This window comes from Gordonia sp. 11cp (assembly GCF_057767225.1).
Genome location: NZ_CM173437.1, coordinates 3393452 through 3416427 on the forward strand (window position 1 = coordinate 3393452; position 22976 = coordinate 3416427).

Annotated in this window: 22 protein-coding genes; 15 read left to right on the forward strand and 7 right to left on the reverse strand. The window is 68.3% G+C overall.

Going from position 1 to position 22976, the window contains the following annotated elements:
• Nucleotides 1–15 precede the first annotated feature (15 nt).
• The 10 genes from stf0 (at nt 16) to AC3B6C_RS15220 (ending at nt 9640) form a co-directional block, all read left to right on the forward strand.
• Nucleotides 16–825: a trehalose 2-sulfotransferase gene (gene stf0 / locus AC3B6C_RS15175; protein WP_488373341.1), complete on the forward strand. Its 810-nt coding sequence runs from the start codon at nt 16–18 to the stop codon at nt 823–825.
• Nucleotides 822–1808, forward strand: a complete 987-nt coding sequence (cysD, locus tag AC3B6C_RS15180; protein WP_488373342.1) for a sulfate adenylyltransferase subunit CysD — start codon at nt 822–824, stop codon at nt 1806–1808. The genes stf0 and cysD overlap by 4 nt, the downstream gene beginning before the upstream one ends.
• Nucleotides 1808–3745 carry an adenylyl-sulfate kinase gene (gene cysC, locus AC3B6C_RS15185; RefSeq protein ID WP_010841735.1) on the forward strand — a complete coding sequence of 646 codons (1938 nt, stop codon included), beginning with the start codon at nt 1808–1810 and terminating at the stop codon, nt 3743–3745. The genes cysD and cysC overlap by 1 nt, the downstream gene beginning before the upstream one ends.
• Nucleotides 3742–4674 carry a formylglycine-generating enzyme family protein gene (locus tag AC3B6C_RS15190; RefSeq protein ID WP_488373343.1) on the forward strand — a complete coding sequence of 311 codons (933 nt, stop codon included), beginning with the start codon at nt 3742–3744 and terminating at the stop codon, nt 4672–4674. The genes cysC and AC3B6C_RS15190 overlap by 4 nt, the downstream gene beginning before the upstream one ends.
• A gap of 305 nt (nt 4675–4979) precedes the next feature.
• Nucleotides 4980–5768 (forward strand): lytic transglycosylase domain-containing protein, encoded by a 789-nt coding sequence (locus AC3B6C_RS15195; protein ID WP_488373344.1) that lies wholly within the window; start codon nt 4980–4982, stop codon nt 5766–5768.
• A gap of 185 nt (nt 5769–5953) precedes the next feature.
• Nucleotides 5954–7237: a phosphopyruvate hydratase gene (gene eno / locus AC3B6C_RS15200; RefSeq protein WP_010841738.1), complete on the forward strand. Its 1284-nt coding sequence runs from the start codon at nt 5954–5956 to the stop codon at nt 7235–7237.
• 12 nt (nt 7238–7249) lie between these two features.
• Nucleotides 7250–7933, forward strand: coding sequence for a septum formation initiator family protein (locus tag AC3B6C_RS15205; protein WP_055474952.1), 684 nt, complete (start codon nt 7250–7252; stop codon nt 7931–7933).
• Nucleotides 7934–7943: 10 nt separating this feature from the next.
• Nucleotides 7944–8489, forward strand: coding sequence for a DUF501 domain-containing protein (locus tag AC3B6C_RS15210; protein WP_010841740.1), 546 nt, complete (start codon nt 7944–7946; stop codon nt 8487–8489).
• A complete protein-coding gene (locus AC3B6C_RS15215) occupies nt 8486–9433 on the forward strand; it encodes a Ppx/GppA phosphatase family protein (protein ID WP_488373345.1) in 948 nt (315 codons plus the stop codon). Before AC3B6C_RS15210 ends, AC3B6C_RS15215 begins: the two co-directional genes overlap by 4 nt.
• A gap of 30 nt (nt 9434–9463) precedes the next feature.
• Nucleotides 9464–9640 carry a hypothetical protein gene (locus tag AC3B6C_RS15220; RefSeq protein WP_010841742.1) on the forward strand — a complete coding sequence of 59 codons (177 nt, stop codon included), beginning with the start codon at nt 9464–9466 and terminating at the stop codon, nt 9638–9640.
• 81 nt (nt 9641–9721) lie between these two features.
• Here the strand turns inward: AC3B6C_RS15220 and AC3B6C_RS15225 are convergent, their stop codons facing one another.
• The 4 genes from AC3B6C_RS15225 to AC3B6C_RS15240 all read right to left on the reverse strand — a co-directional run bounded on the left by AC3B6C_RS15225 (nt 9722) and on the right by AC3B6C_RS15240 (nt 13329).
• Nucleotides 9722–10219: a DUF4395 domain-containing protein gene (locus AC3B6C_RS15225; protein WP_014926044.1), complete on the reverse strand. Its 498-nt coding sequence runs from the start codon at nt 10217–10219 to the stop codon at nt 9722–9724.
• Between the two features lie 116 nt (nt 10220–10335).
• Nucleotides 10336–10824 (reverse strand): hypothetical protein, encoded by a 489-nt coding sequence (locus AC3B6C_RS15230; protein WP_035717111.1) that lies wholly within the window; start codon nt 10822–10824, stop codon nt 10336–10338.
• A 104-nt stretch (nt 10825–10928) separates the two neighbouring features.
• Nucleotides 10929–12140 carry a fatty acid desaturase family protein gene (locus tag AC3B6C_RS15235; protein ID WP_014926046.1) on the reverse strand — a complete coding sequence of 404 codons (1212 nt, stop codon included), beginning with the start codon at nt 12138–12140 and terminating at the stop codon, nt 10929–10931.
• 67 nt (nt 12141–12207) lie between these two features.
• The gene (locus AC3B6C_RS15240; RefSeq protein ID WP_488373346.1) at nt 12208–13329 is read right to left on the reverse strand and encodes a ferredoxin reductase; all 1122 of its coding nucleotides are present in this window, start codon (nt 13327–13329) and stop codon (nt 12208–12210) included.
• Nucleotides 13330–13489: 160 nt separating this feature from the next.
• On the opposite strand from AC3B6C_RS15240, the gene AC3B6C_RS15245 reads away from it, so the two are divergent.
• The 4 genes from AC3B6C_RS15245 (at nt 13490) to AC3B6C_RS15260 (ending at nt 17960) form a co-directional block, all read left to right on the forward strand.
• Nucleotides 13490–14152, forward strand: coding sequence for a TetR family transcriptional regulator (locus AC3B6C_RS15245; RefSeq protein ID WP_014926048.1), 663 nt, complete (start codon nt 13490–13492; stop codon nt 14150–14152).
• Between the two features lie 192 nt (nt 14153–14344).
• Entirely contained in the window at nt 14345–15523 is a 1179-nt protein-coding gene (locus AC3B6C_RS15250; protein WP_035717112.1) for an LLM class flavin-dependent oxidoreductase, read from the forward strand.
• Nucleotides 15524–15576: 53 nt separating this feature from the next.
• Nucleotides 15577–16704 (forward strand): dimethylsulfone monooxygenase SfnG, encoded by a 1128-nt coding sequence (sfnG, locus tag AC3B6C_RS15255; RefSeq protein ID WP_010841749.1) that lies wholly within the window; start codon nt 15577–15579, stop codon nt 16702–16704.
• Entirely contained in the window at nt 16701–17960 is a 1260-nt protein-coding gene (locus AC3B6C_RS15260; RefSeq protein ID WP_488373347.1) for an SfnB family sulfur acquisition oxidoreductase, read from the forward strand. Before sfnG ends, AC3B6C_RS15260 begins: the two co-directional genes overlap by 4 nt.
• Nucleotides 17961–17970: 10 nt before the next feature.
• Here the strand turns inward: AC3B6C_RS15260 and AC3B6C_RS15265 are convergent, their stop codons facing one another.
• Nucleotides 17971–19197 (reverse strand): TerD family protein, encoded by a 1227-nt coding sequence (locus AC3B6C_RS15265; RefSeq protein ID WP_488373348.1) that lies wholly within the window; start codon nt 19195–19197, stop codon nt 17971–17973.
• Between the two features lie 481 nt (nt 19198–19678).
• On the opposite strand from AC3B6C_RS15265, the gene AC3B6C_RS15270 reads away from it, so the two are divergent.
• The gene (locus AC3B6C_RS15270; protein ID WP_488376274.1) at nt 19679–20524 is read left to right on the forward strand and encodes a hypothetical protein; all 846 of its coding nucleotides are present in this window, start codon (nt 19679–19681) and stop codon (nt 20522–20524) included.
• A 3-nt stretch (nt 20525–20527) separates the two neighbouring features.
• On the opposite strand, the gene AC3B6C_RS15275 is transcribed toward AC3B6C_RS15270, so the two are convergent.
• Both AC3B6C_RS15275 and AC3B6C_RS15280 read right to left on the reverse strand, forming a co-directional pair.
• Complete coding sequence (locus AC3B6C_RS15275; RefSeq protein WP_488373349.1) at nt 20528–21865, reverse strand: YibE/F family protein; 1338 nt, start codon at nt 21863–21865, stop codon at nt 20528–20530.
• A gap of 83 nt (nt 21866–21948) precedes the next feature.
• Nucleotides 21949–22887 carry a MetQ/NlpA family ABC transporter substrate-binding protein gene (locus AC3B6C_RS15280; RefSeq protein WP_488373350.1) on the reverse strand — a complete coding sequence of 313 codons (939 nt, stop codon included), beginning with the start codon at nt 22885–22887 and terminating at the stop codon, nt 21949–21951.
• Between the last annotated feature and the right edge of the window lie 89 nt (nt 22888–22976).

Sequence of the window (22976 nt, forward strand, 5' to 3'; positions counted from 1 at the left end):
CTAGACTCATCTTTCATGTCAGTGACGTCCTCATCGGGACCGGCAAACTATCTGGTGTGCGCGAGCCAGCGCAGCGGCAGCACGCTGCTGGTGGAGTCGCTCGCCGCCACCGGCGTCGCGGGTCGTCCGGAGGAGTTCTTCCAGTACTTTCCCGCGTCCTCCCAGGCGCCGCAGCCGCGTGAGTGGTTCGCCGGGGTCACCGATCCCACGATCCTCGACCTGCTCGATCCAGTCGATCCGGGCGTGGTCGACATCCGTGATTCGTCGACCTGGCGGTCTGACGTCCGGGCCGCGGGACGCACCCCGAACGGTGTGTGGGGTGGCAAGCTCATGTGGAACCAGACGCCCCTGCTCGTCTCGCGCAGCCGAATAGCCTCGGGTGCGCTCCGCGATTCCGTCCGCTGGCTGTTCGACGGAGCCGACCCGCTCTACGTGCACGTCTATCGCGATGACGTTGTGCCGCAGGCGGTGTCGATGTGGCGCGCGGTGCAGACCCGCGTGTGGCGCCATGACGGCTCCGACGCCGACGAGCACGACGACGCGGTGTATCACGCAGGTGGCATCGCGCACCTCGCCGGCATCCTGATCGACCAGGAACGGCAGTGGCGCAACTGGTTTGCCACCGAGGGGATCGAACCGCTCGACATCGAGTTCCGGGACCTGGTCCACGATCCCGCGAAGGCGACGGCGCGGGTGCTGGAGAAGATCGGGCAGGATCCGGAATTGGCACCCCCGCCGCCACTGAAACCTCAGTCCAATTCGCGGTCCAAGGAGTGGGCCCGACGTTATCGAGACGACGCCGAACGAAACGGATATCCACTGTGACCGCTGTAGACGAGAGTTCGCTCGATCAGACAACCGGCCGGGACGGGCCCGGCAACCCCGGTGGCTTCGACCATGTGACCGCCATCCGTGTGCTGGAAGCCGAAGCGGTGCACATCATCCGCGAGGTGGTCGCCGAACTGGAACGTCCGGTGCTGCTGTTCTCCGGCGGCAAGGACTCCATCGTCCTGCTCCGGCTGGCCGAGAAGGCTTTTCGGCCCGCACCGCTGCCGTTCCCGATCATGCACGTCGACACCGGACACAATTTCGACGAGGTGATCGAGTTCCGTGACCGTCGGGTCGCGCCGACCGCCGAGAACCCCGAGGGCATCGAACTCATCGTCGCCTCGGTCCAGGAGTCCATCGATTCCGGACGCATCGCCGAGTCGACCGACCCGTCGGGGTCGCGGAACAGGCTGCAGACGCGCACCCTGCTCGACGCACTCGAGGCGGGCGGGTTCGACGCCGCGTTCGGCGGTGCCCGCCGCGACGAGGAGCGTGCCCGCGCCAAAGAGCGCATCTTCAGTTTTCGCGACGAGTTCGGCCAGTGGGATCCCCGCGCACAGCGGCCCGAGCCGTGGTCGCTGTACAACGGGCGGATCCGTCGCGGGGAGTCGGTGCGTGTCTTCCCGCTCTCGAACTGGACCGAGACCGACATCTGGCGCTACATCGAGCTCGAGGACCTCGAGCTCCCGTCCATCTATTTCGCCGCCGAACGGGAGGTGTTCGACCGGGACGGCATCCTGCTCTCGGTCTCAGAGCATTCCCGGCCCGGCGAGGACGACGAGGTGCGGACCGAGTGGGTGCGCTACCGCACCGTCGGCGACCTGACGATCACCGGCGCCGTCCGGTCCAGGGCGACCACGATCTCCGAGATCATCGCGGAGATCAGCGAATCCACCGTCTCCGAGCGCGGCGAGACCCGCGCCGACGACCGCACGTCCAGTGCCGCCATGGAAGACCGCAAGCGCGAAGGGTATTTCTGATGACTCTCACCTCTCCGCAGCCGGTTGTCCCCGGTGACGACAAGACCAGCACGGCCGCACGGCAATTCCTGCGCATCGCCACCGCGGGCAGCGTCGACGACGGGAAGTCCACGCTGATCGGCCGGATTCTGCACGACACGGGCAGCCTGCCGACCGATCACCTCGCCGCGGTCACCGACGGTGACGGTGACGTCGACCTCGCGGCCCTCTCCGACGGCCTGCGCGCCGAACGCGAGCAGGGCATCACGATCGACGTGGCCTACCGCTTCTTCTCCACGCCCACACGTAGTTACGTCCTCGCCGACACTCCCGGGCACGAGCGGTACACCCGCAACATGTTCACCGGGGCGTCCAATGCGCACGTCGCCATCCTGCTCGTCGACGCCCGGCACGGTCTGCTGCGGCAGACCCGGCGGCACGCGCGGATCGCCACACTCGTCGGCGTGCCGCACGTGATCGCGGCAGTCAACAAGATCGACCTCGTCGACTACTCCGAGCACCGTTTCGACGAGATCCGCGCCGATCTCGCCGAACTCGCCGTGCAACTCGGGATCGGGGAGATCCCGGCGATCCCGGTGGCCGCCAAGCACGGGGACAACGTCGTGCACCGCTCGTCGAACACACCGTGGTACTCCGGCACGACCCTGCTGGAGTACCTCGAGGACGTCGAACTGCACGCGCCCGCGCCGGTGACCGAGGAACTGCGCCTGCCGATCCAGTGGGTGTCGCGTCCTGGGGAGTCGAATAGGGCCGGGTCGGACCGGCGTACGTACACCGGCCGGCTCGCCTCCGGAACCCTGCGCGTCGGTGACGAGATCGTCGTGCTGCCCTCGGGCAGTCGATCGACCGTTTCCGCGCTGGACACCCTCGACCCGTCGAGAGACGTTGCGGTGGCCCCGCTCTCGGTGGGAATCCAGATCACCGACGACATCGACATCGGACGCGGCGACATCATCGTCAGTGGTGCGCAGGGCGCGCACCTACCGGTCCTCGCCCGGGAGATCGACGCGCACGTGTGCTGGCTGTCGAACTCTCCGCTGCGGGCCGGGGACCGCGTCGCGCTCAAACACGGCCCCGCCACGGTGCGTGCCACCGTCCAGTCCCTGGAGCGGCGTCTCGACCCGGACACCCTGATCGAGCACGTCGCGCCCGGCGAACTCGCGCTCAACGACATCGGCACCGTCACGCTGCGGACGTCGTCGGTGGTGCCGGCGGATCCCTACGCGAGCAACCGGGACACCGGGGCGTTCATCCTCATCGACGAGGCGTCCAACGACACGGTGGGCGCGGGGACGATCCTCGAGCCGCGAGAAGTCATCCCCGGCAAGGCAACCCGCAACGACATCAAGTGGCACCCGAGTTCGCTGGCACGAGCCGAGCGCTGGGCGCACACCGAACAGCGCGGCGCGACGGTGTGGCTCACCGGTCTGCCGGCGTCGGGCAAGTCCACGGTAGCCGTCGCCCTCGAACGAGCCATCGTCAGCCGCGGCCGCGTCGCCTATCTCCTCGACGGCGACAACATCCGGCACGGGATCTCCGACGACCTCGGCTTCTCGGCCGGCGACCGTGCGGAGAACATCCGCCGTGTCGGACACGTCGCCCGGCTCTTCGCCGACGCAGGGGTCATCGCGATCGCGTCGATGGTCTCGCCACTGCGCTCCGACCGAGAGATCGCCCGCGAACTCCATCGCGCCGCCGACCTCGACTTCATCGAGGTCCACGTGTCGACGCCCGTCACCGAATGCGAGCGCCGCGACCCCAAGGGACTCTACGAACGCGCCCGCCGCGGCGAACTGCGCGGGCTCACCGGCATCGACGCGCCCTACGAGAGTCCCGAGAACCCCGACCTGCGATTCGACACCACCGGCGCGGACATCGACCGGCTGGCGTCGCTCATCCTCGGTGCCCTGATGGATCGCGGCATCATGGCGGGGTGAGTTGTTGTCATCCCCACCGACCCGCCCACCACGACGCGGGTGGGTCGCCTCCGCCGGCGGGCGAGCCGGCCGGCGGCGGATCCGGGCCGCACCTCGTCGAGACGGTGGACATCCCGGCGGGGGTCTTCGCTATGGGCGATGCGTTCGACGAGGGGTATCGCACCGACGGTGAGACGCCGGTGCACGAGGTCGAGCTCAGCGCGTTCTCGATCGATGCGACCGCGGTGACCAACGCCGCGTTCGCATCCTTCGTCGCGGCAACCGGTCACCGGACCGACGCCGAGATCTTCGGCGGCTCCGCGGTCTTCCACACCTATGCGACCGCGCCCGGCGAACCCGTACCGGGCACCCCGTGGTGGCTAGCCGTCGACGGTGCGTCGTGGCGTCGCCCCGCGGGTCCGGGCAGCGTCGTCGACGGCCTGGCGGACCATCCCGTCGTCCACGTCAGTCACCGCGACGCGCAGGCCTACTGCGCGTGGGCCGGACGCGCCCTGCCGACCGAGGCCCAGTGGGAGTACGCGGCCCGGGGAGGACTGCACGGGGCGCGGTTCCCGTGGGGCGACGAGCCGCCGACCGCCGACGATCCGCGGTGCAACATCTTCCGAGGCGACTTCCCGAACGAGCCGACCGACCGGGTCGGCACCACGCCCGTGCGGATGTTCGAGCCCAACGGTCACGGTCTGTACCAATGCGCGGGCAACGTGTGGGAATGGTGCGCCGACACGTTCAGCGCGCGGTACTACCGCGTGTCCGACCGCACCGATCCGACGGGGCCGGGTCGGGGGAGCGCCCGCGTCCTCCGCGGCGGCAGCCACCTCTGCCACGACTCGTACTGCCATCGCTACCGGGTGGCCGCGCGATCACACAACACGCCGGAATCGACCGCGAGCAACATCGGGTTCCGGACCGTGGGCCCACCGGTCGGCTGACGGCGGGGCCCGGCGCCCCCGCACCAACAGGCCCGCTCGCTTAGCTCCCGGCGCCGCACACATCGGGCCCGCTCGCTTCGTCCCGGCGCCGCACACATCAGGCCCGCTCGCTTCGCTCCCGGCGCCGCACACATCGGACCCGCTCGCTTCGCTCCCGGCGCCCGGGAACCGAACTCCACCGCGGTCAGTTGAGTCAGCAGACTGTGTGGTGGTTTTCGCCGAGAGCCGATCGGTTGTGCGATCGTGGTCCCCTCGGGCGGTTCCGCCCGCGAAATCACCCCGACCGGGACAGGAGTAGGGCAGGCATGCGTGTGGAGGGCCGGGATGCGGTGCGTCGACGAGCGAGGCGGCCGAAGTCGTGGAAGAACGGCCTCGTGGCCTCGACCGTGGCGATCGCGTCGTCGATCCTGCTCGCCGGCTGCATCGACCTGCCGTCGCTGAGCAGGCCGGACATCCCGGAGGGCATCCCGCCGGGAGCGGGAGTGCCGCAGCCCTACATCGACATCAACGCGCCCGGACGTACCGCGAACAAGATGCACGACTGGGCGGTGCCGATCTCGGAGTCCACCGGCATCCCGATCGTCTCCCTGCAGGCCTACGGCAACGCCGCCGAGATCCAGCGCCAGCAACATCCCGAGTGCGGCATCGCCTGGACGACACTGGCCGGGATCGCCGGCGTCGAGAGCAAGCACGGCCAGTACCGCGGATCGGAGGTGGCCGACAACGGAGACGTCAGCCCGCCCATCCGCGGCGCCAAACTCGACGGCACCCGCGGGAACATGGAGATCCGCGACACCGACGGCGGCGCCCTCGACGGTGATGCCACCCACGACCGCGCGATGGGACCGTTCCAGTTCATCCCCGAGACGTGGAAGCGCTACGGAGTCGACGCCAGCGGCGACGGCGTGCCCGACCCCGACAACATCGATGACGCCGCCCTCTCTGCGGCCCGCTACCTCTGTGTCTCCTCCGGCAACGACATGACGAATCCGGAGGGGTGGGAGAAGGCCGTCCGGACCTACAACAACTCGATGGCCTACGTCCTCGACGTGCGTGACCACGCCAACGCCTACTCGATCAACGTCCGCTTCTGACCGTCGCGGGTGAACAGCTGTGCCGGTTGCGCCGACCTTGTCACGTGCGGCTTCGGCGCAGCCACTAGGCTCTTGCGTATCGGCCGGCACCAGAACCGGCCGTCGTCGGCGCAGGCGGCCCCGTCGGAGGACTCGCCTCCTGGGATATCGCCGACGAAGTAGTCCACCGAGATTGGGGTGCAACCGTGGCAATCATCGAGCAGGTAGGTGCGCGTGAGATTCTCGATTCGCGGGGCAACCCGACGGTCGAGGTCGAGGTCGTCCTGGACGACGGCACCTTCACCCGTGCCGCAGTGCCGTCCGGTGCGTCCACCGGCGAGCACGAAGCCGTGGAGCTGCGCGACGGTGGCGAACGGTACCTGGGCAAGGGCGTCACCAAGGCCGTCGAAGGTGTCCTCGGGGACCTGGCCCCGGCCGTGATCGGTATCGAGGCCGAGGAACAGCGCCTCGTCGACCAGGCGCTGCTCGACTGCGACGGCACCCCCGACAAGAGCCGGATCGGCGCCAACGCGCTGCTCGGTGTCTCCCTCGCGGTCGCCAAGGGCGCCGCCGAATCGGCCGGGCTGCCGCTGTTCCGCTACATCGGCGGACCCAACGCCCACATCCTGCCGGTGCCGATGATGAACATCATCAACGGCGGCGAGCACGCCGACAACGGCATCGACTTCCAGGAATTCATGATCGCCCCGGTCGGTGCGCCGACCTTCAAAGAAGCACTGCGCTGCGGCGCCGAGGTCTACCACGCGCTGAAGTCCGTCCTGCACAAGCAGGGCCTCAACACCGCGCTGGGCGACGAGGGCGGTTTCGCCCCGGACCTGCCCAACACCGAAGCCGCGATCGCGATCATCGGCGAGGCGGTCGGCAAGGCCGGCTACAACTTCGGCCGTGACGTCGTCATCGCGCTCGACGCCGCGTCGACCGAGTTCTTCTCCAACGGTGTGTACAAGCTCGAGGGCAAGGAGCTCGGCGCCGACGAGATGGTGTCGTTCTACGAGAAGCTCATCACCGATTTCCCGATCGTCTCGATCGAGGACGGACTCGCCGAGGACGACTGGGACGGCTGGGCCAAGCTGACCGAGTCGATCGGCGACCGGGTGCAGCTCGTCGGCGACGACCTGTTCGTGACCAACCCCGAGCGCCTCGAGGAGGGGATCTCCAAGGGCATCGCGAACGCGCTGCTGGTGAAGGTGAACCAGATCGGCACCCTGACCGAGACCCTCGACGCCGTCGCGCTGGCGCACAACAACGGCTACAAGACGATGATGAGCCACCGGTCGGGAGAGACCGAGGACACCACCATCGCCGACCTCGCGGTCGCCTGCAGCTGCGGGCAGATCAAGACCGGTGCCCCGGCCCGCTCGGAGCGCGTCGCGAAGTACAACCAGCTGCTGCGCATCGAGGAAGGACTCGGCGACGCGGCACGGTACGCGGGCGACCTCGCCTTCCCGCGATTCTCGTTTGGTTCGTGATTAGCTGTCTGCATGGCTTCGCAGCGACGTCACCGCGGTGACGGGCGTCAGCGTGGGCGCGATCGTCGGGTAGACGCGCGCTCACGCGAACGCGCCCGTCGCACGCGGCGGCACGCTCGCCCGGCCCAGCCGGTGACGCCCGAGGACATGGTCGAGGTGGGTGGGCAGCAGCCGCCGACCGACGCGACCGGCCCGGCTGCCGCCGACGCACCGGATACCGATGTCGATGCCGGTCGGGTCGGACGCGACCGCGCGTCGCGGAACCGGCGCCGCCGTCCCGCCCGCGGCGGACTCGGCGCCCGGTTACGCGGAATCGAGATGACTCCCGCAAGTCTCGCGACGCTCGTCATCACCGTCGTCGTCGTGTGCGTCGTGGCGCTGACCCTCGCGATGCCGCTGCGGACGTATTTCAGTCAGCGGTCGGAATTCCGTCAGCTGACCGCGTCGAACGAGCAGCTACAGCGCGAGGTCGCGGACTATCAGCAGAAGGTCAACGAGCAGAACGATCCCGCCTACATCGAGGCCCAGGCGCGGACGCGTCTGCAATTCGTCAAACCAGGAGAGATCCCGCTCGTGATGTTGTTCCCCGCCGACGAGGCGCGGCGCGAGGCCGCCGAACGCGCCGAGGAGCGTGCCCGCGCGCCCTGGTACGGAAACCTCTGGGACACCTTGTCGACCCCACCCGGCGTGCAGTGAGTCCCGTCGAGTGAACACCGCCGACAGCAACGTCTCCGCGGAGGATCTCGCCACGGTCGCCGCCCAGCTCGGGCGCGAACCACGCGGGGTCCTCGAGATCAGCTACCGCACGCCCGACGGCAAGCCCGCCGTGGTCAAGACCGCGCCCCGGCTGCCCGACGGCACGCCGTTCCCGACCCTCTACTACCTGACCGATCCGCGTCTGACCGCCGAGGCCAGTCGTCAGGAGTCGGCCGGCGTGATGAAGGGGATGACCGCGCGCCTTCACGACGACGCGCAACTCGCCGCCGCCTACCGGCGCGCGCACGAGGACTATCTCGCCGAACGCGACGCGATCGAGCCGCTCGGCACCGATTTCACCGGCGGGGGCATGCCGGACCGGGTGAAGTGCCTCCACGTCTTGATCGCGCACTCGCTGGCGAAGGGGCCCGGACTCAATCCGCTCGGTGACGAGGCGGTGGCGCTCGCGGCCGCGAACGGATTGCGCGGCACCGCGATTCCGGAGGATTGGCCCGAGCCGGCCGAGCCGACCGAGCCCACGGGGAACGACGGATGAGCGTCGTCGGAGCCGTGGACTGCGGCACCAACTCGATCCGCCTGCTCGTGGCGAAGCCGGGTCCCGACGGGCGTCTGATCGACCTCCATCGTGAGATGCGGGTCGTCCGACTGGGTTACGGGGTGGATGCGACGGGACGGTTCGCCGCGGAATCCATCGAGCGGACGCGGGTCGCGCTGAGCGACTACGTCGACACGATGGAGTCGCTCGGCGTCGAGAAGGTTCGGATGGTCGCGACGTCGGCCACCCGCGACGCGTCCAACCGCGACGAGTTCTTCGCCATGACCGCCGATCTGCTCGGCTGCGTGTCCGAGGGTGCGATCGCCGAGGTCATCACCGGCGACGAGGAGGCGCGGCTGTCGTTCCGCGGCGCCGTCGGTGAATTGGATTCGGCGGACGGGCCTTTCGTGGTCACCGACCTCGGCGGCGGATCGACGGAGGTGGTCCTCGGAGATTCCGACGGCGTGACCGCCGCGTATTCGGCCGACATCGGATGTGTCCGTCTGACCGAGCGGGCGTTGCCCTCGGACCCGCCGACCCCGGACGAACTGGCCGCCGCGACCGAGTTCGCACGCGCACGCCTTGCCGAGGCGTTCGCCGCGGTGCCGGTGGAGTCGGCCCGCACCTGGGTCGGCGTGGCCGGGACGATGACGACCCTCGCCGCGCTCGGTGCCGGCCTGCCCGAATACGACTCCGAGAAGATCCACCTGTCGACGATCTCGCTACCCGAACTCGACCGGGTCTGTCGAAACGTGATCGGCATGACACGTGCCGACCGCGCGGCCCTGGGGCCGATGCACCCCGGCCGCGTCGACGTGATCGGCGGTGGAGCCGTGGTCACCCTCGAACTCGCGAGAGTCCTGTCCGAGCGGGCCGGCATCACCGGGCTGGTCGTGAGCGAACACGACATTCTCGACGGGATCGCGTTGGGAATCCTCGACTGAGGGTCCGGTGATCCGGTTACCATGCGACACATGGCATATAACCTGCGGTGCCCCTGCGGCGAGTCCATCACGGCCCTCGAGGCCGACTTCGTGCCGGCTGTCCAGGCCCACCTCGCGGCCGAACACCCCGGGCGCGACTACAGCGAGACAGAGATCATGATGATGGCGATGACGGTCCCGGACCGATCGGTGAAGTCCGACGGCTGAACCGACCACTTTCACGACTGACGGCCGTGCCCACCACCTCGTGCGGTGGTGGGCACGGCCGTTGGTCGTGAATGGGCGGCGCTAGACGGCAGCCGGGGTGCGCAGCGAGATGTTGTTGCACGCCTCGCACACCGACTCCGGGATGACGCCCCGGCGCTGCAGGAATCCGAAGATCGTGCACCCCAGGCAGAAGCCGAAGACGGACTCCAGGGTCGCGGCCGCGATCAGCACGCCTGTGGTGATCTGCGCGGCCAGCCCGAAGCCGAGCAGGCTGAGTACGAACGCGGTCCCGCTCACGACGAGTCCGATGGTCTGGGCGAACCGCTTGGGCGGGCCGGGTACCAGCTTCTCTTTCCGGATGATCTTCGGCACGAGGAAACGCACCGAGAGCTGCCCGAACGGGGACAGCGTGGGGCCCGATGCCACGCGCAGGACGAAGCCGAGGGCCAGGATCCCGTAGAGCACGGGGGTGTCCACCGAGACCGCGACGATCGCGAGGGCGACGACGAGTCCCGCGGTGGCGCGTGCAGCGTAGTCGTTGACCGGGTTCGGGAACGTGAGAACAGAGCGCACCGACATCGGGCAGACAACCTCCGAGAGAGCAGGGACAACCGCCACAAACCTACGTGCGGTCGTCGTCGTGGGCAACGATTGTGCCCAGCGTGATCCGATGCGGCCCGGTCAGGCCCCTGACGTCAGGACCCTGCGGTCGGGTCCATCCGCGGTTCCGAGGCCGCGACGGTGCGGGGATCGTCGACGTCCGGCTCGTCCTTGTCGGTCTCGCCGCCGTCGGAGGCGAGTTCGGCCTCGCGGGAGACCTCGCCCTCCTGGTCGATCCCGGCCTGTTCGCCGACGTCGATGCGGTCGGGGAGTTCGTCCATGTCCACTCCGGTCACCTCTCTCGCCTGTTCGGATTCGGCAAATGGATCTGTTTCGTCGACCTCGGTGGATGCGTCCGCGAACTCGGCATCGATGATGCCGAAGGTCTCCGCCGACCCCGCGTCGGCCTTGGCCTTGCGGGCGGCCTCACGCATCTCGAACCCGTCGGTCACGATCTCACCGATCTCCCGGGTCACGCCCGCGACGGCGCCGGTGATGATCGTCGCGATCCGGCCGACGTGAGTGGCCGTTGATTCGATCAATTCCTGGAACAGATCCTTGTTGCGTTCGATGCTGTCGACCATCGTCTCGGGCATCCCCTTTTGAGTCGGTTGTGGACTTACGACTGGATCGGTGTGCCCCGAGACTACCCCGGGGCACACCGATCAAACCGTCTCAGAACTGTTCGTCAGGCGACGGCACCGGGCTTCTCGCGCTCGACGATCACGGTCAGATCGTCGTCGTCGCGTGTCATCCAGTTGGGCAGTGAGAGCTTGGCGATCTTCTTCCACGTGGACGCGAGCTGATGACTGAACGACCCGGTGTTGTACGGCAGGCCGTAGCGTTCACAGATCTCGCGTACCTCGGCCGACATCTCCGGGTAGCGGCTCGCCGGGATGTCCGGGTAGAGGTGGTGTTCGATCTGATGAGACAGATTGCCGCTCATGATGTGGAACAACGGACTTCCGGTGATGTTCGCCGACCCGAGCATCTGCCGCAGGTACCACTGGCCGCGGGTCTCGTTCTGGCATTCCTCGGACGTGAAAGTCTGAGCGCCGGTGGGGAAGTGGCCGCAGAAGATGATCGAGTACGTCCAGACGTTGCGCACCAGGTTGGCGGTGGCGTTGCCGATCAGCGTGGGGACGAACAGCGGCCCGGTGAGCGCCGGGAACACGACGTAGTCCTTCAGGACCTGGCGACCGGCCTTGCGCCACATCCCCTTCACGAGTCCCTTGATGTCGCTCCACTTGCGCTTACCCTGGATGACGTTCTCGGCCTCGAGGTCATGGAGCATGACGCCCCACTCGAACAGCAGCATGAGGGCCGTCGCATAGCCGAGGTTGCCCAGGTAGTAGGGATTCCACTTCTGGTCGCGAGCCATCCGGAGGATGCCGTAGCCGATGTCGCGGTCCTCGCCGAGGATGTTCGTGAACGTGTGGTGCAGGTAGTTGTGGCTGTGCTTCCACTGGTCGGCCGGACACACGGTGTCCCACTCGAATTCGCGGGAGTTGTAGGTGTCCTCGCGCATCCAGTCGTACTGGCCGTGCATGACGTTGTGGCCGATCTCCATGTTGTCGAGGATCTTCGACACCGAGAGGGCGCCCACGGCGGCGATCCACGCCGGCGGGAAGAACCCGAGATACATGAGCGCGCGACCGCCGATCTCGAAGCCGCGCTGGGCACGGATCACCGAGTAGAGGTAATCGCGGTCCTTCTGGCCAAGGTCGGCGACGACGCGGGCACGGAGTTCGTCGAGGTCGCGTCCCAGCGACTCGACCTGCTCGTAGGACAGGATGACGGTGTTGGGGTCCTGCGCGGCGTCGTGGACGGTGGCCTCCCGCAGCGCGGGCAGCTCGTCGGGGATCGTGGTCTCGATGTCACGGCTGATGTCGATGGTCATTGCAGTGCCTCCTGTCGGAGAGGAGATGTGGCTGGGAAAAGTGGATGTCGATGCCGGCTCGCGGACGTCAGATGTCGATGTCGACGGAACCGACCGGGGCGTTGATGCACAACTGGATCTGGGTGTCGGACTCGTCGTCGATCTCGCCGGTCAGTACGTTGCGGGTGCAACCCGACTTCTTCGTCGCGGTGCAGGAGAAGCAGATGCCCATCCGGCACCCGGAGTCGGGCGTGAGTCCGGCGGCCTCGGCCTGGTCGAGGATGGGACGGCCGTCGTTGGTCGCCGCCGCCCCCGACGAGGAGAACGTGATCTCGCCCTCGACGGAGTCCGGGTCGACCTCCGGGACGACCGGGGCGAACGCCTCACTGTGCAGCGGTTGCGTGATGGCGAGGTCGGCGTGAGCTCGTGCGACCTCGTCCATCAGTGCGGCCGGGCCGCAGACGAACACGTCCGCGTCGGACAGTCCGGGGATTCCGTCGAGGTGCTCCGCGGTGAAGTGTCCGTCGGCCTCGTCGCGGGTGTGGTGCAGGCGGAGGTCGAACCGGGGATGGGCCGCTGCCAGCTCCCGCAGTGCGTCCCGGTAGGCGACGTCGGACGGGGTGCGCGCGTAGTGCACGAACGTGATCGGTCCGGCGTACTGTCGGGAGACGAGTGTTCTGGCCATCGAGAGTACAGGTGTAATCCCACTGCCGCCGCTGACGAAGACCGCCGATGTCGGATCGGTTTCCGGGAGCACGAAGTCGCCGCTCGCGGCGGACAGGCCGACGACGTCCCCGGCGCGGGCGTGCTCGCGCAGGTGGGTGGACACGAAACCGTCGTCGTGGGCGGTGATCGTCAGTTCGATCTCGCCGTCCGGACCCGCGGCCGCATTGGCCGGCGAGAAACAGCGGGTATGTCGGACGCCGTCGATGACGACCTTGAGCTGCACGAACTGGCCGGCTTCGTGGCCTTGCCACTGCCGTGTCGGGCGGATGGTGAGACGTACGGTGCGCGACGTCGGACGCTCGACACGGGTGATCTCGCCCCGCAGATCGCGCCAGGTGATCATCGGGTCGAGCAGTTCGAGGTAGCGGTCGACCGGATGCGGCGACAGCGCTGCCTCGACGATCGAACCGACCAGGCGGCTCCATCGGCCAGGTGCGGCGCCGGAGTCGGAGCGGGTCAGCTCCTGGGGTGTGCGGATGCTCATGGGCTGGGCTCCGTTCGATGTATTTCGGTGTACATGTGTACACCGATTAGTGTGTCACGGGGTCACGGGTGGTCGTCAAGTGTTCGGTCATGTGACTGCCATCACGACACCTCTCGGCCGGTTCGGGTCGGCGATCGACGCGACGCATAGACTCGGGTGCGTGACACGCACGCGAGAGTCGGGACGGCGCGACGCGCAGACGCGTGCGGACCGCAAGAACCAGACGCGCCAGGCGCTGCTAGACACCACGCGGTCACTTGTCGGTGAGCGCAGCTTCGGCAGCATCAGCCTCCGCGAGGTCGCCCGCGGTGCCGGAATCGTGCCGACCGCCTTCTATCGCCACTTCGCGTCGATGGAGGATCTCGGGGTCACCGTCGTCGAGGACTCGATGCGCGTCCTGCGCAGGGCGCTGCGCGACGGGCGACGCGACCTGGCGGCGCGCGAGGCCCTCCCGACCGCGCAGAACTCGCTGGCCATCTTGCTGCGACACGTTCGCGAGAACGAATCGCAGTTCCGGTTCCTGGTGCGTGAACAGCACGGCGGTATCGCCGAGATCCGTCGTGCCATCGACACCGAACTCCGGTTGTTCTCCAAAGAACTCGCGATCGATCTCGCCCGCCTGCCCGACCTGGCGCGGTGGCAGCCCGACGACCTCGAACTCGCGGCCGAACTGATCGTGACCATCATGCTCACCGCGGTGGCCGATCTGCTCGACGGTGAGTACCGCGGTCGTGGCGCCGAACAGGAGATCGTCGAGCGGACCGAGCGGCAGCTGGTGATGGTGTTCCTCGGTATGGGCCAGTGGCGCCCGTCGTCGGAGTGAGCTGCGGGGTCTGACCAGCGGCGCACCAGCTCGTAGCTCTCGGGACCGGCGGTTGTCGAGTTGCCCTCAGGGCGATTTCAACTGTGGTCCGTCGTCGTGATGGTGCCCGACACTGGGCCGAGACACCGCACCGGCTCCTGGTGGCGGTGTCGTGCTCGCGTCATGCTGCCCCGACCGAAAGGTGCCCTCGCGGTGTCTCTGCATTTCCACTGGTTCCTGCCCACCTACGGCGACTCGCGCAACCTGATCGCCGGCGGACACGGCAGCCAGATGACAGGGGACCGCCCGGCCGATCTGAGGTACCTCAAGCAGCTCGCCGGCGCCGCCGAGGCCAACGGCTTCGAGGCCGTCCTGACTCCGGCCGGTCTCTGGTGTGAGGACGCCTGGCTGACCACGGCGGCGTTGATCGACGCGACCGAGAGCCTCAAGTTCCTGGTGGCGTTCCGCCCCGGACTCATCTCGCCGACGCTGGCGGCGCAGATGGCGGCCACGTTCCAATGGCATTCGCAGGGCCGCCTGCTGGTCAACGTGGTGACCGGCGGCGAGTCGAGTGAGCAGCGCGCCTTCGGTGACTTCCTGGCGAAGAACGCGCGGTACGAGCGCTGCGACGAGTACCTCGAGATCATCCGCCGGCTCTGGACCGAGGAAGAACCCGTCGACGTCGTGGGCAAGTATCTGCGCGTCGAAGGCGCGCAGCTCGGACGACGCCCCGACCCGACTCCCGAGATCTTCTTCGGGGGATCGTCGCCGGCCGCCGGTGATGTCGCTGCCAAGCACGCCGACACCTACCTCACCTGGGGTGAGCGTCCGGAGGCGGTCGCCGAGAAGATCGCCTGGGTCAACGGCCTCGCCGCCGCGCAGGGGCGGGAACTCTCGCACGGCATCCGATTCCACGTGATCGCACGCGAGACGTCCGAACAGGCCTGGGCCGAGGCGGCTCGTCTGCTCGGCGCGCTCGACCCCGCACAGGTCGCCACCGCCCAACAGAATCTGGCGCGTTCGGAGTCCGAGGGGCAGCGACGTATGTCCGAACTGCACGGCCGGGGAGCCGGTTTCGCCGACCACGACGATCCGCGCTCGCTGGAGATCCACCCCGGCGTGTGGGCCGGGGTCGGACTGGTCCGAGGCGGCGCCGGTACCGCTCTGGTCGGTTCGTACGACGAGGTGGCCGCACTCATCGGCGAGTACGCCGCGCTCGGGCTCGATCACTTCATCCTGTCGGGCTACCCGCATCTCGAGGAGGCCTACCACTTCGGCGAAGGTGTCCGGCCCGCTCTCGCCCGGCTCGGGCTGCTCGACCCGGCCTCGGCCGGCCCGTCCGAGGCCGTGCGCACCGCGTTCCTGCCGCGCCTGCAGGCCGCATCGTCCTGAACGACAACCCTTTTCGTCCCTAGTCACGTCACCGACACCTCGCGGAGGTAGTTATGTCCACCGAGTCCATCGCGGACCAGATCAAGTTCGCCTACTGGGTGCCCAACGTCAGCGGCGGTCTGGTCACCAGCACCATCGAGCAGCGCACCGGCTGGGACTACGACTACAACGTCAAACTCGCACAGACCGCCGAGAACAACGGTTTCGAGTACGCGCTGTCGCAGGTGCGGTACGAGGCGAGCTACGGAGCCGAGTACCAGCACGAGTCCACGAGTTTCAGCCTTGCTCTCCTGCTCGCCACGCAGCGGCTGAAGGTGATCGCCGCGGTGCACCCGGGTCTCTGGCATCCGGCCGTCCTGGCCAAGCTCGGCGCGACCGCCGACCATCTGTCCAAGGGCCGCTTCGCGATCAACGTCGTCAGCGGTTGGTTCAAGGACGAGTTCACCCACCTCGGCGAGCCGTGGCTCGAGCACGACGAACGGTACCGGCGCAGCGGTGAGTTCCTCGAGGTCATCCGCAAGATCTGGACCGAGGACGAGGTCGACTACCGCGGAGACTTCTACCGGATCCACGACTTCACGTTGAAGCCCAAGCCGCTCAACACGCCTGAGCGCCCGAACCCGGAGCTGTTCCAGGGCGGCAACTCGTCGGCCGCCCGCAACAACGGCGGACGCTATGCGGACTGGTACTTCTCCAACGGCAAGGACTTCGACGGCGTCACCGAACAACTCGACGACCTCCGCGCCGTCGCACGCGCTCACGAGCGCGAGGTGAAGTTCGGGCTCAACGGCTTCATCATCGCGCGTGACACCGAGAAGGAGGCCCGCGACACCCTGCGCGAGATCGTCGAGAAGGCGAATCGTCCGGCGGTCGAGGGCTTCCGGGACGCCGTCCAGCAGGCGGGCAACTCCACCGGCGACAAGAAGGGCATGTGGGCGGACTCGTCGTTCGAGGACCTCGTGCAGTACAACGACGGCTTCCGCACCCAGCTGATCGGTACCCCGGAGCAGGTGGCCGAGCGCATCGTCGCCTACAAACGTCTGGGCGTCGACCTCATCCTGGGCGGCTTCCTGCACTTCCAGGAGGAGATCGAGTACTTCGGCGAGAAGGTCCTTCCCCTGGTCCGTGAGATCGAGGGTGCCCAGAGCGACACTGCCCAGGCCCCTGCGGGAGTGGCGTGACCGCAGTGAGCCAGGCACGGTCCCGGTCCGCCACGCGAATCGGGACCGACGCCGAGGCGTTGTCCGTCGCGCGGGAACTGGCCGCCGAATTCGCGGTGGGGGCCGCCGAACGGGACCGCGAACGGCGGTTGCCCCGTGCCGAGATCGACCGGCTCTCGGAGTCGGGTCTGCTGGCGCTCACCGTCCCCGCGCGATTCGGCGGTCTCGACGTGCGGCCCAGCGTGCTCGCCGAGGTGGTGGCGATCCTTGCGGCCGCGGACGCGAGCATCGCGCAGATCCCGCACAGCCACTTCGTGTATCTCAACCTCGTCCGGCTGTCGGCCGGACATGCGTTGCAGGAGCGGATCTTCACCGACGTGCTCGCCGGTGGCCGGGTGGCCAATGCCCAGTCCGAGCGGGGCGGCAAGACCGTCGCCGACATCTCGACGCGGCTGACCCCGATCGACGGCGAGGATGGGCGTTTCGTCCTCGACGGTGAGAAGTTCTATTGCACGGGTTCGCTGTTCGCGGACACGCTCGCCGTGCTCGCCAGGCTGGACGTCGCCGCCGGCGACCTCGCTCCCGGCGAGTACGTGGCATTCGTCCCGGCCGACGCCGACGGCGTGGAGATCGTCGACGACTGGGATGCGGTCGGGCAGCGCACGACCGGATCGGGCACCGTGCGGTTCACCGGAGTGGGCGTCGGTGTCGAGGACCTGGTGGCGCGGGCACCGGCCACGTCCGCACCCACCGGGTATGGCGCGTTCGCCCAACTCCTGCACGTGGCGATCGACGTCGGTATCGCCCGCGGCGCGCTGCGGGAGGCATCGGAGTTCGTGCGCACCAAGTCCCGTCCGTGGTTCGAGGCCGGTGTGGACCGCGCCGTCGACGATCCGCTCGTGGTGCAGCGTTTCGGCGAGCTCGAGGTCGACGTGGCGACCGCGGAGGCGACTCTCGCCGCCGCCGGGCGCCGGGTCGACACGGCCGTCGGCGCAGCGTCGGGCCGTACCGACGTCGCCGTCTCTTCGACCGCTGTCGCGGAGGCCTCGATCGCTGTCGCGACGGCCAAGGCGGTGGCCGATCGTGTTGCCACCCCGGTGGCGTCGGCGCTGTTCGAGGTGAGTGGGACCCGCAGCGCCGCAGCCGGAAGCGGTCTCGATCGCTACTGGCGTGACGCCCGGACACACACGTTGCACGATCCCGTCCGGTGGAAGTACCAGCACATCGGTCGCTGGGTGTTGCGCGGCGAGGAACCGCCACTGCACGGCGTGATCTGACTGATCGGCGTCAGAGGAAGCGGCCGACGTGTGACACGGCCTTCTTCGGTGTCTTCGCGTTGAATCCCTCGCCGATCGCGCGCAGCTTCCATTCGCCGCCGTCGCGGGAGATGACGGCCATCGCGACCGCGGTGAACGGCATACCGCCCTTGAGTGTGTAGCGGGCCAGCTCGGCGGATGTCGTCTCGTCGACGAGCCGGCAGTATGCGTTCTCGATCTTTTCGAATGTGTGGCCCCGGTAGGACGTCACGATGAACACCAGCGCGTCGACCTCGGGTGGAACCGACTGCAGCGCAACGCGGATGACCTCGTCGTCGCCCTCGCCCTCGCCGGTGAGGTTGTCCCCGGAGTGCAGGATCGAGCGGCTCTTGCTGTTGAGATGACCGTAGTAGACGGTCTCGACGCATTTCTCACCCGAGAACATGAGGACCGAGGCGTCGAGGTCGATCGAGCCCCCGCGACCGAATCCCCCGCGCACCGGGTCCCACCCCAACCCCATCTGGATGTCGGTGAGCGCCACCCCGCCCTCCTTGCGCAGAGTGACCCGCTGTCCCTTGGCCAGGCTGACCGGCGCACCCTTGCGGAGGCTGATCTCCGGGGAGGCGGTCGGGGCCGGGGAGGGTGGTGCAGTCGCGGGCTGCGGCGGGGCGGTGGTCTGTGGCGGGGCCGGGGGCGGCGTGGGCGCGGACGGACGCGAGTAGCTGACCGGCGCGGGCGCGGCGGGTGCCGCCTGTGGTTCGTCGTCGACGCTGACCCCGTGGTCACGGACGAGATCGGCGAAACCACCCGCGTACCCCTGACCGACCGCCCGGACCTTCCAGTCGTCGTTGCGCCGGTACACCTCCAGCGCGACGACGACGGACTCGGTGGTGAGACCGGTGACGGTGAAGTCGTACAGCGGGCGCCCGGCGGAGTCGGCGACCCGCGCGACCGGCGGCGCGAACCGCCCGAAGGTCGTCGACGCATCGTCGAGGGTGATCACCGCGCGTACCGCGTCGATGTCCGCTGGGATGGCACCGGTCGAGATGTGCAGTTGCGCCGTACCTCCGGGAAGCTGCTGCAGCCGGACGCCCGGTCCCGAGGGCTGGTTGTAGAAGACGAAGTCGTCGTCGCTGCGGACCACGCCGCGGTCGGTCACCAGGAGGGCCGACAGGTCGGCGGCCGTCGCGAGCTCCACGGAGACGACGACATCGGGGGTCGACAACGGGCCGTTCTGGCCTTTGGTCAGCGCAGACATGTCCGGGTGATTCCTCACATGGGTCGGGGCGCCTGGCGCCGGGAGCGAAGCGGGCGGGCCGAAGTGGTCCTGGCGCCGGGAGCGAAGCGGGCGGGCCGAATCCGTCCTGGCGCCGGGAGCGAAGCGGGCAGGCCGAAGTGGTCCCGCCGAGTTCACGGCGCCACGACGCACAGCGTAGTCATGCGCGGGGATCATGCGAGGCGCGCGAGATGTCCGGCGGGGGCTGCCGTCAAGGTCTGCCCGGAAACCGCCCGTCAGGGGAGCCTGAACGTCATATGGTCGTCGCTCCTTCGCTGCAGGGTGGGTTTCAGGGGCGGTTCGCCTTGGTGGTCAGATGTGACACCGGTCGCAGCAAGGTTCCGATTGGGTATACAGCCTGGTCCATGCTCCCGAACCACCCTAGGCTCATGTGTCTGGAGTGACTCAGGAGACAATTGTGAAAGCTGTGACAAGGATCGGCGTGGTGTTCTGCGCGGTTGCGATGTCGGTCGTGATCGGTGCGGGCTCGGCGACGGCGATGCCGCTCCCCGTGCTGCCGCCGTTGCCGGAGCCCTTCGCGACGTGGTTCAAACCGCCCGAGCCGCTCGACAAGAAGCTGGCGAGGAGCTATGCCGCCTTGACGAAGTCGATGCGGAAGTCGTTGCCCGGACAGCTCGGGATCGCGATCGTGCCGGTTGGCGGCGATGAGGTCATCTCCCTCGGATCGCTCAAATCGGGGCGCGCGTGGTCGACGATGAAGGTCCCGGTCTCGCTGGCCGCGCAACGCGAGCGCGGGCCGGCGGTCGCCGCGATGGAGGACAAGGCGATCACGTTCTCCGACAACGACGCCGCCGGCGAGCTGTGGGGGGTGCTCGGTGGCGGACAGGCTTCCGTCGATGCCGTCAGCGCAGTCCTGCGCGAAGGTCACGATGTCCGGACACATGTGTCCTCCGAGGTCGACAACCCGCCGTCGTACCCCGGACACACGTCGTGGGCATTGCGCGACCAGGCGATCTTCGGTGCCCACCTGCCGTGCCTCTCCGGCAGCGAGCACATCGTCCGGCTGATGAGCGGGGTCGCCCCGAATCAGCAATGGGGCATCGCGAAGGTGGGACGCAATCAGGGTGCGGTGACCGCGGTCAAGGGTGGGTGGGGTCCGGCGACGTCGAAATCGTCGGCGCACCTCGTCCGCCAGCTGGGCATCATCAGCACGACCGGCGGTCAGGTGGCGGTGTCGATGGCCGCGATACCGCGTAGCGGGTCGTTCACCGATGGCACCAAGATGCTGACGCGCCTGGGCAACTGGCTCGGCAAGAATCTGGCCGACCTGCCGAAGGGCAGGTGCTGACCGTCATCCGGCCGCGGCGTGCGCGGCGGTCGTCCGTGCCGCGCCCGCCGGAGTGGTGAGCGCGGCGGCGATGGCCGTCGTCAACGGAACCGACAGCGCGATCGCGATACCGCCGACGAACGACCGGGCCAGCTCCACCGCGACGACGTCGGTCGTGAGTAGTCCGCCCAGCGGTTGCTGGGCCACCGAGAACAACAGCATCAGCGGTAGGGCACTGCCCGCGTAGGCGAAGACGAGGGTGTACACCGTGCTCGCGATGTGGTCGCGACCCACGCGCATCGCGGCGCGGAAGGTCGCCAATCGAGAGGGTTCGCCGGCCGCGGCCAGTTCGAACGCCGCGGAGGCCTGGGTGATCGTGACGTCGTTGAGCACGCCGAGGGTGCCGATGATGAACCCGGCGAGCAGGAGGCCGCTGACCGAGATGTTGCCCTGGTACACCTGCAGATTGGTGGTCTGATCGCCGGACAGGCCGGTGAGGTTCATCGTCCGGATGGCGAGCCAACTCAGAAAGCCGGCGACGAGAAGGGAAGTCAGCGTCCCGAGGAGAGCCGAACTCGTCCGCAGGCTCACCCCGTGCGCAAGGTAGAGGACCACGAACAGGATCGCCGCCGACGAGACCATCGCCACCGCGACCGGCGACGCCCCGTCGAGGATGGCCGGCAGGGTGAACACCGTGAGGATTCCGAAGGCGATCGCCAGGCCGATGATCGAGCGGAAGCCGCGCCACGCCGCCACCAGCACGATCGCGGCGATGAACAGCACGGCCCAGAAGATGATCGCCGAGCCGCGCTGGAAGTCGAAGAAGGTGTACCGGTTGCCGTCGGGTCCGGGGACGGTGGAGAGCCGAATGCCGTCCCCGACGTTGAGTGTCGGCTGCCCGGCCTGCGGGTCGTCGAGGGTTCCGGCCGCGGGTGCCACGGTGTCGGGCCCCGACCCGGCCTGCGCCCGGTTCGTCGGGATCTCCAACACCGTGTACTGACCGGCTGCCTCGCCGGAGGAGAACCGGGCGGCGTTGAGGATGCACGGTCCGCCCGGGACCGGGTTCACCGGGATGTCGGCGGTCTCGAGTACCGACCCGGCCACCGAGTTGAGGCAGTTCGCATGGAACTGGTCCACGATCTCGCCGTCGACCGTCGTGATCGGCCCGCCGTCGGCGGACCGGAACTGGGTGGGGATCGGGTGCTCGGAGTCCGACGGCCACAGGACGACCATCCCGACGGCGACCGCGATCGCGGTCACCGCGAGCGTTCCGATGACGAACCATCGGGCGAACGGCGAGAGCGTGTGGCTGATGTCGGACAGCGAATGCGCGTGACCGTGTCCGTGATGTGTGCGGCTCACGCGGTGAGCCTATGCGGACCGCACCCGGGTCGCGATGGGCGACCCGGGTGCGGCGACGGCGTGTGCTCCGGCGCTGCTGCGGCTCACAGGGGCAGCAGGATGCCCTTCACCCGCGGATCGGTGCGCAGGAACTCCTGTACGGCAGGGTCTTTGAAAGCGGCGACCAGGTTCTTGATGTTCTCGGTGTCCTTCCACTTCGTCCCGATGGTCAGCTGCCCGGCGAACTCGTCCGGAGCGGGCGGAGCATAGATCTGCTTGGCGATGTCGATGTTCGCGGCGAGGTAGTACTCGGTGTAGCCGACGGTCGCATCGAGGTCGGCGAGCGAGCGCGACTGGGCGGCGAAATCGAGCAGGACGAACTGCAGGTTGCGCGGGTTCGTAGCGATGTCCTTTTGGGTAGCCTTCCACTTGTCCACACCGGGCTTGAGCGTGATCAGTCCGGCGCGCTCGAGCAGCCACAGTCCCTGGGCCTCGTTGGCGGGATCGGAGTACAGGGACACCCGGGCGTTCTGCGGCAGGTCGGCAACATTCCGGTACTTGTCCGACCAGATCCCGAATCCCCAGCGGAAGACCGGGGTCGCGGCTTCCTCCTGGAAGTCCGGATTGGCCTCGAGGACCTGCGACAGCCACAGCTTGTGCTGATAGACGGTGCCGGCGACCTCCCCGTCGCTGACCGCGCGGTTGAGCGTCGTGGAGTCGGACAGGCCCTTGAACGCGACCTTGATGTCGTACCGGGGTGCGACCTCATCGGCGATGAACTCGACCAGCGCCTGCTCAGAGGCGTTGCCCTCGGCGGTGACGACGGTCAGTGTCGCACCGGCGGTCTCGTTCGGGGACGTCGAGTCCGAACCGAGGAAGCGCCAGCCGATCACCGCGGCGATGACGGCGACCACGACCAGTGCGCCGACGATCAGCGGCCAGCGTCGTCGGGTCGAGATCTCGATCCCGGAATCGCCAGGGGGAGAGGGTGTTCCGGGAGAAGCCGGCGAGGTGCCGGTGGTGGCTCCGGTGTCCTGTGTCATGGGTGGTGGCCTTTCGGGTGTGGATGGGTCGCGCGTGTGACGCACCTCAGGGAGTGAGCAAGGTGCGGTGTGCGAATGGGGTTGTCCGG

What these genes read in the sequence shown, in the direction of transcription:
- AC3B6C_RS15215 (WP_488373345.1), top strand. Translation starts at nt 8,486, where the DNA reads ATGAGCGTCGTCGGAGCCGTGGACTGCGGCACCAACTCGATCCGCCTG.
- AC3B6C_RS15265 (WP_488373348.1), bottom strand. Translation starts at nt 19,197, where the DNA reads ATGTCTGCGCTGACCAAAGGCCAGAACGGCCCGTTGTCGACCCCCGAT.
- AC3B6C_RS15235 (WP_014926046.1), bottom strand. Translation starts at nt 12,140, where the DNA reads ATGACCATCGACATCAGCCGTGACATCGAGACCACGATCCCCGACGAG.
- AC3B6C_RS15225 (WP_014926044.1), bottom strand. Translation starts at nt 10,219, where the DNA reads ATGTCGGTGCGCTCTGTTCTCACGTTCCCGAACCCGGTCAACGACTAC.
- AC3B6C_RS15270 (WP_488376274.1), top strand. Translation starts at nt 19,679, where the DNA reads ATGTCGGTCGTGATCGGTGCGGGCTCGGCGACGGCGATGCCGCTCCCC.
- cysC (WP_010841735.1), top strand. Translation starts at nt 1,808, where the DNA reads ATGACTCTCACCTCTCCGCAGCCGGTTGTCCCCGGTGACGACAAGACC.
- AC3B6C_RS15220 (WP_010841742.1), top strand. Translation starts at nt 9,464, where the DNA reads ATGGCATATAACCTGCGGTGCCCCTGCGGCGAGTCCATCACGGCCCTC.
- sfnG (WP_010841749.1), top strand. Translation starts at nt 15,577, where the DNA reads ATGTCCACCGAGTCCATCGCGGACCAGATCAAGTTCGCCTACTGGGTG.
- AC3B6C_RS15240 (WP_488373346.1), bottom strand. Translation starts at nt 13,329, where the DNA reads ATGAGCATCCGCACACCCCAGGAGCTGACCCGCTCCGACTCCGGCGCC.
- AC3B6C_RS15280 (WP_488373350.1), bottom strand. Translation starts at nt 22,887, where the DNA reads ATGACACAGGACACCGGAGCCACCACCGGCACCTCGCCGGCTTCTCCC.
- AC3B6C_RS15230 (WP_035717111.1), bottom strand. Translation starts at nt 10,824, where the DNA reads ATGGTCGACAGCATCGAACGCAACAAGGATCTGTTCCAGGAATTGATC.
- stf0 (WP_488373341.1), top strand. Translation starts at nt 16, where the DNA reads ATGTCAGTGACGTCCTCATCGGGACCGGCAAACTATCTGGTGTGCGCG.
- AC3B6C_RS15205 (WP_055474952.1), top strand. Translation starts at nt 7,250, where the DNA reads ATGGCTTCGCAGCGACGTCACCGCGGTGACGGGCGTCAGCGTGGGCGC.
- AC3B6C_RS15195 (WP_488373344.1), top strand. Translation starts at nt 4,980, where the DNA reads ATGCGTGTGGAGGGCCGGGATGCGGTGCGTCGACGAGCGAGGCGGCCG.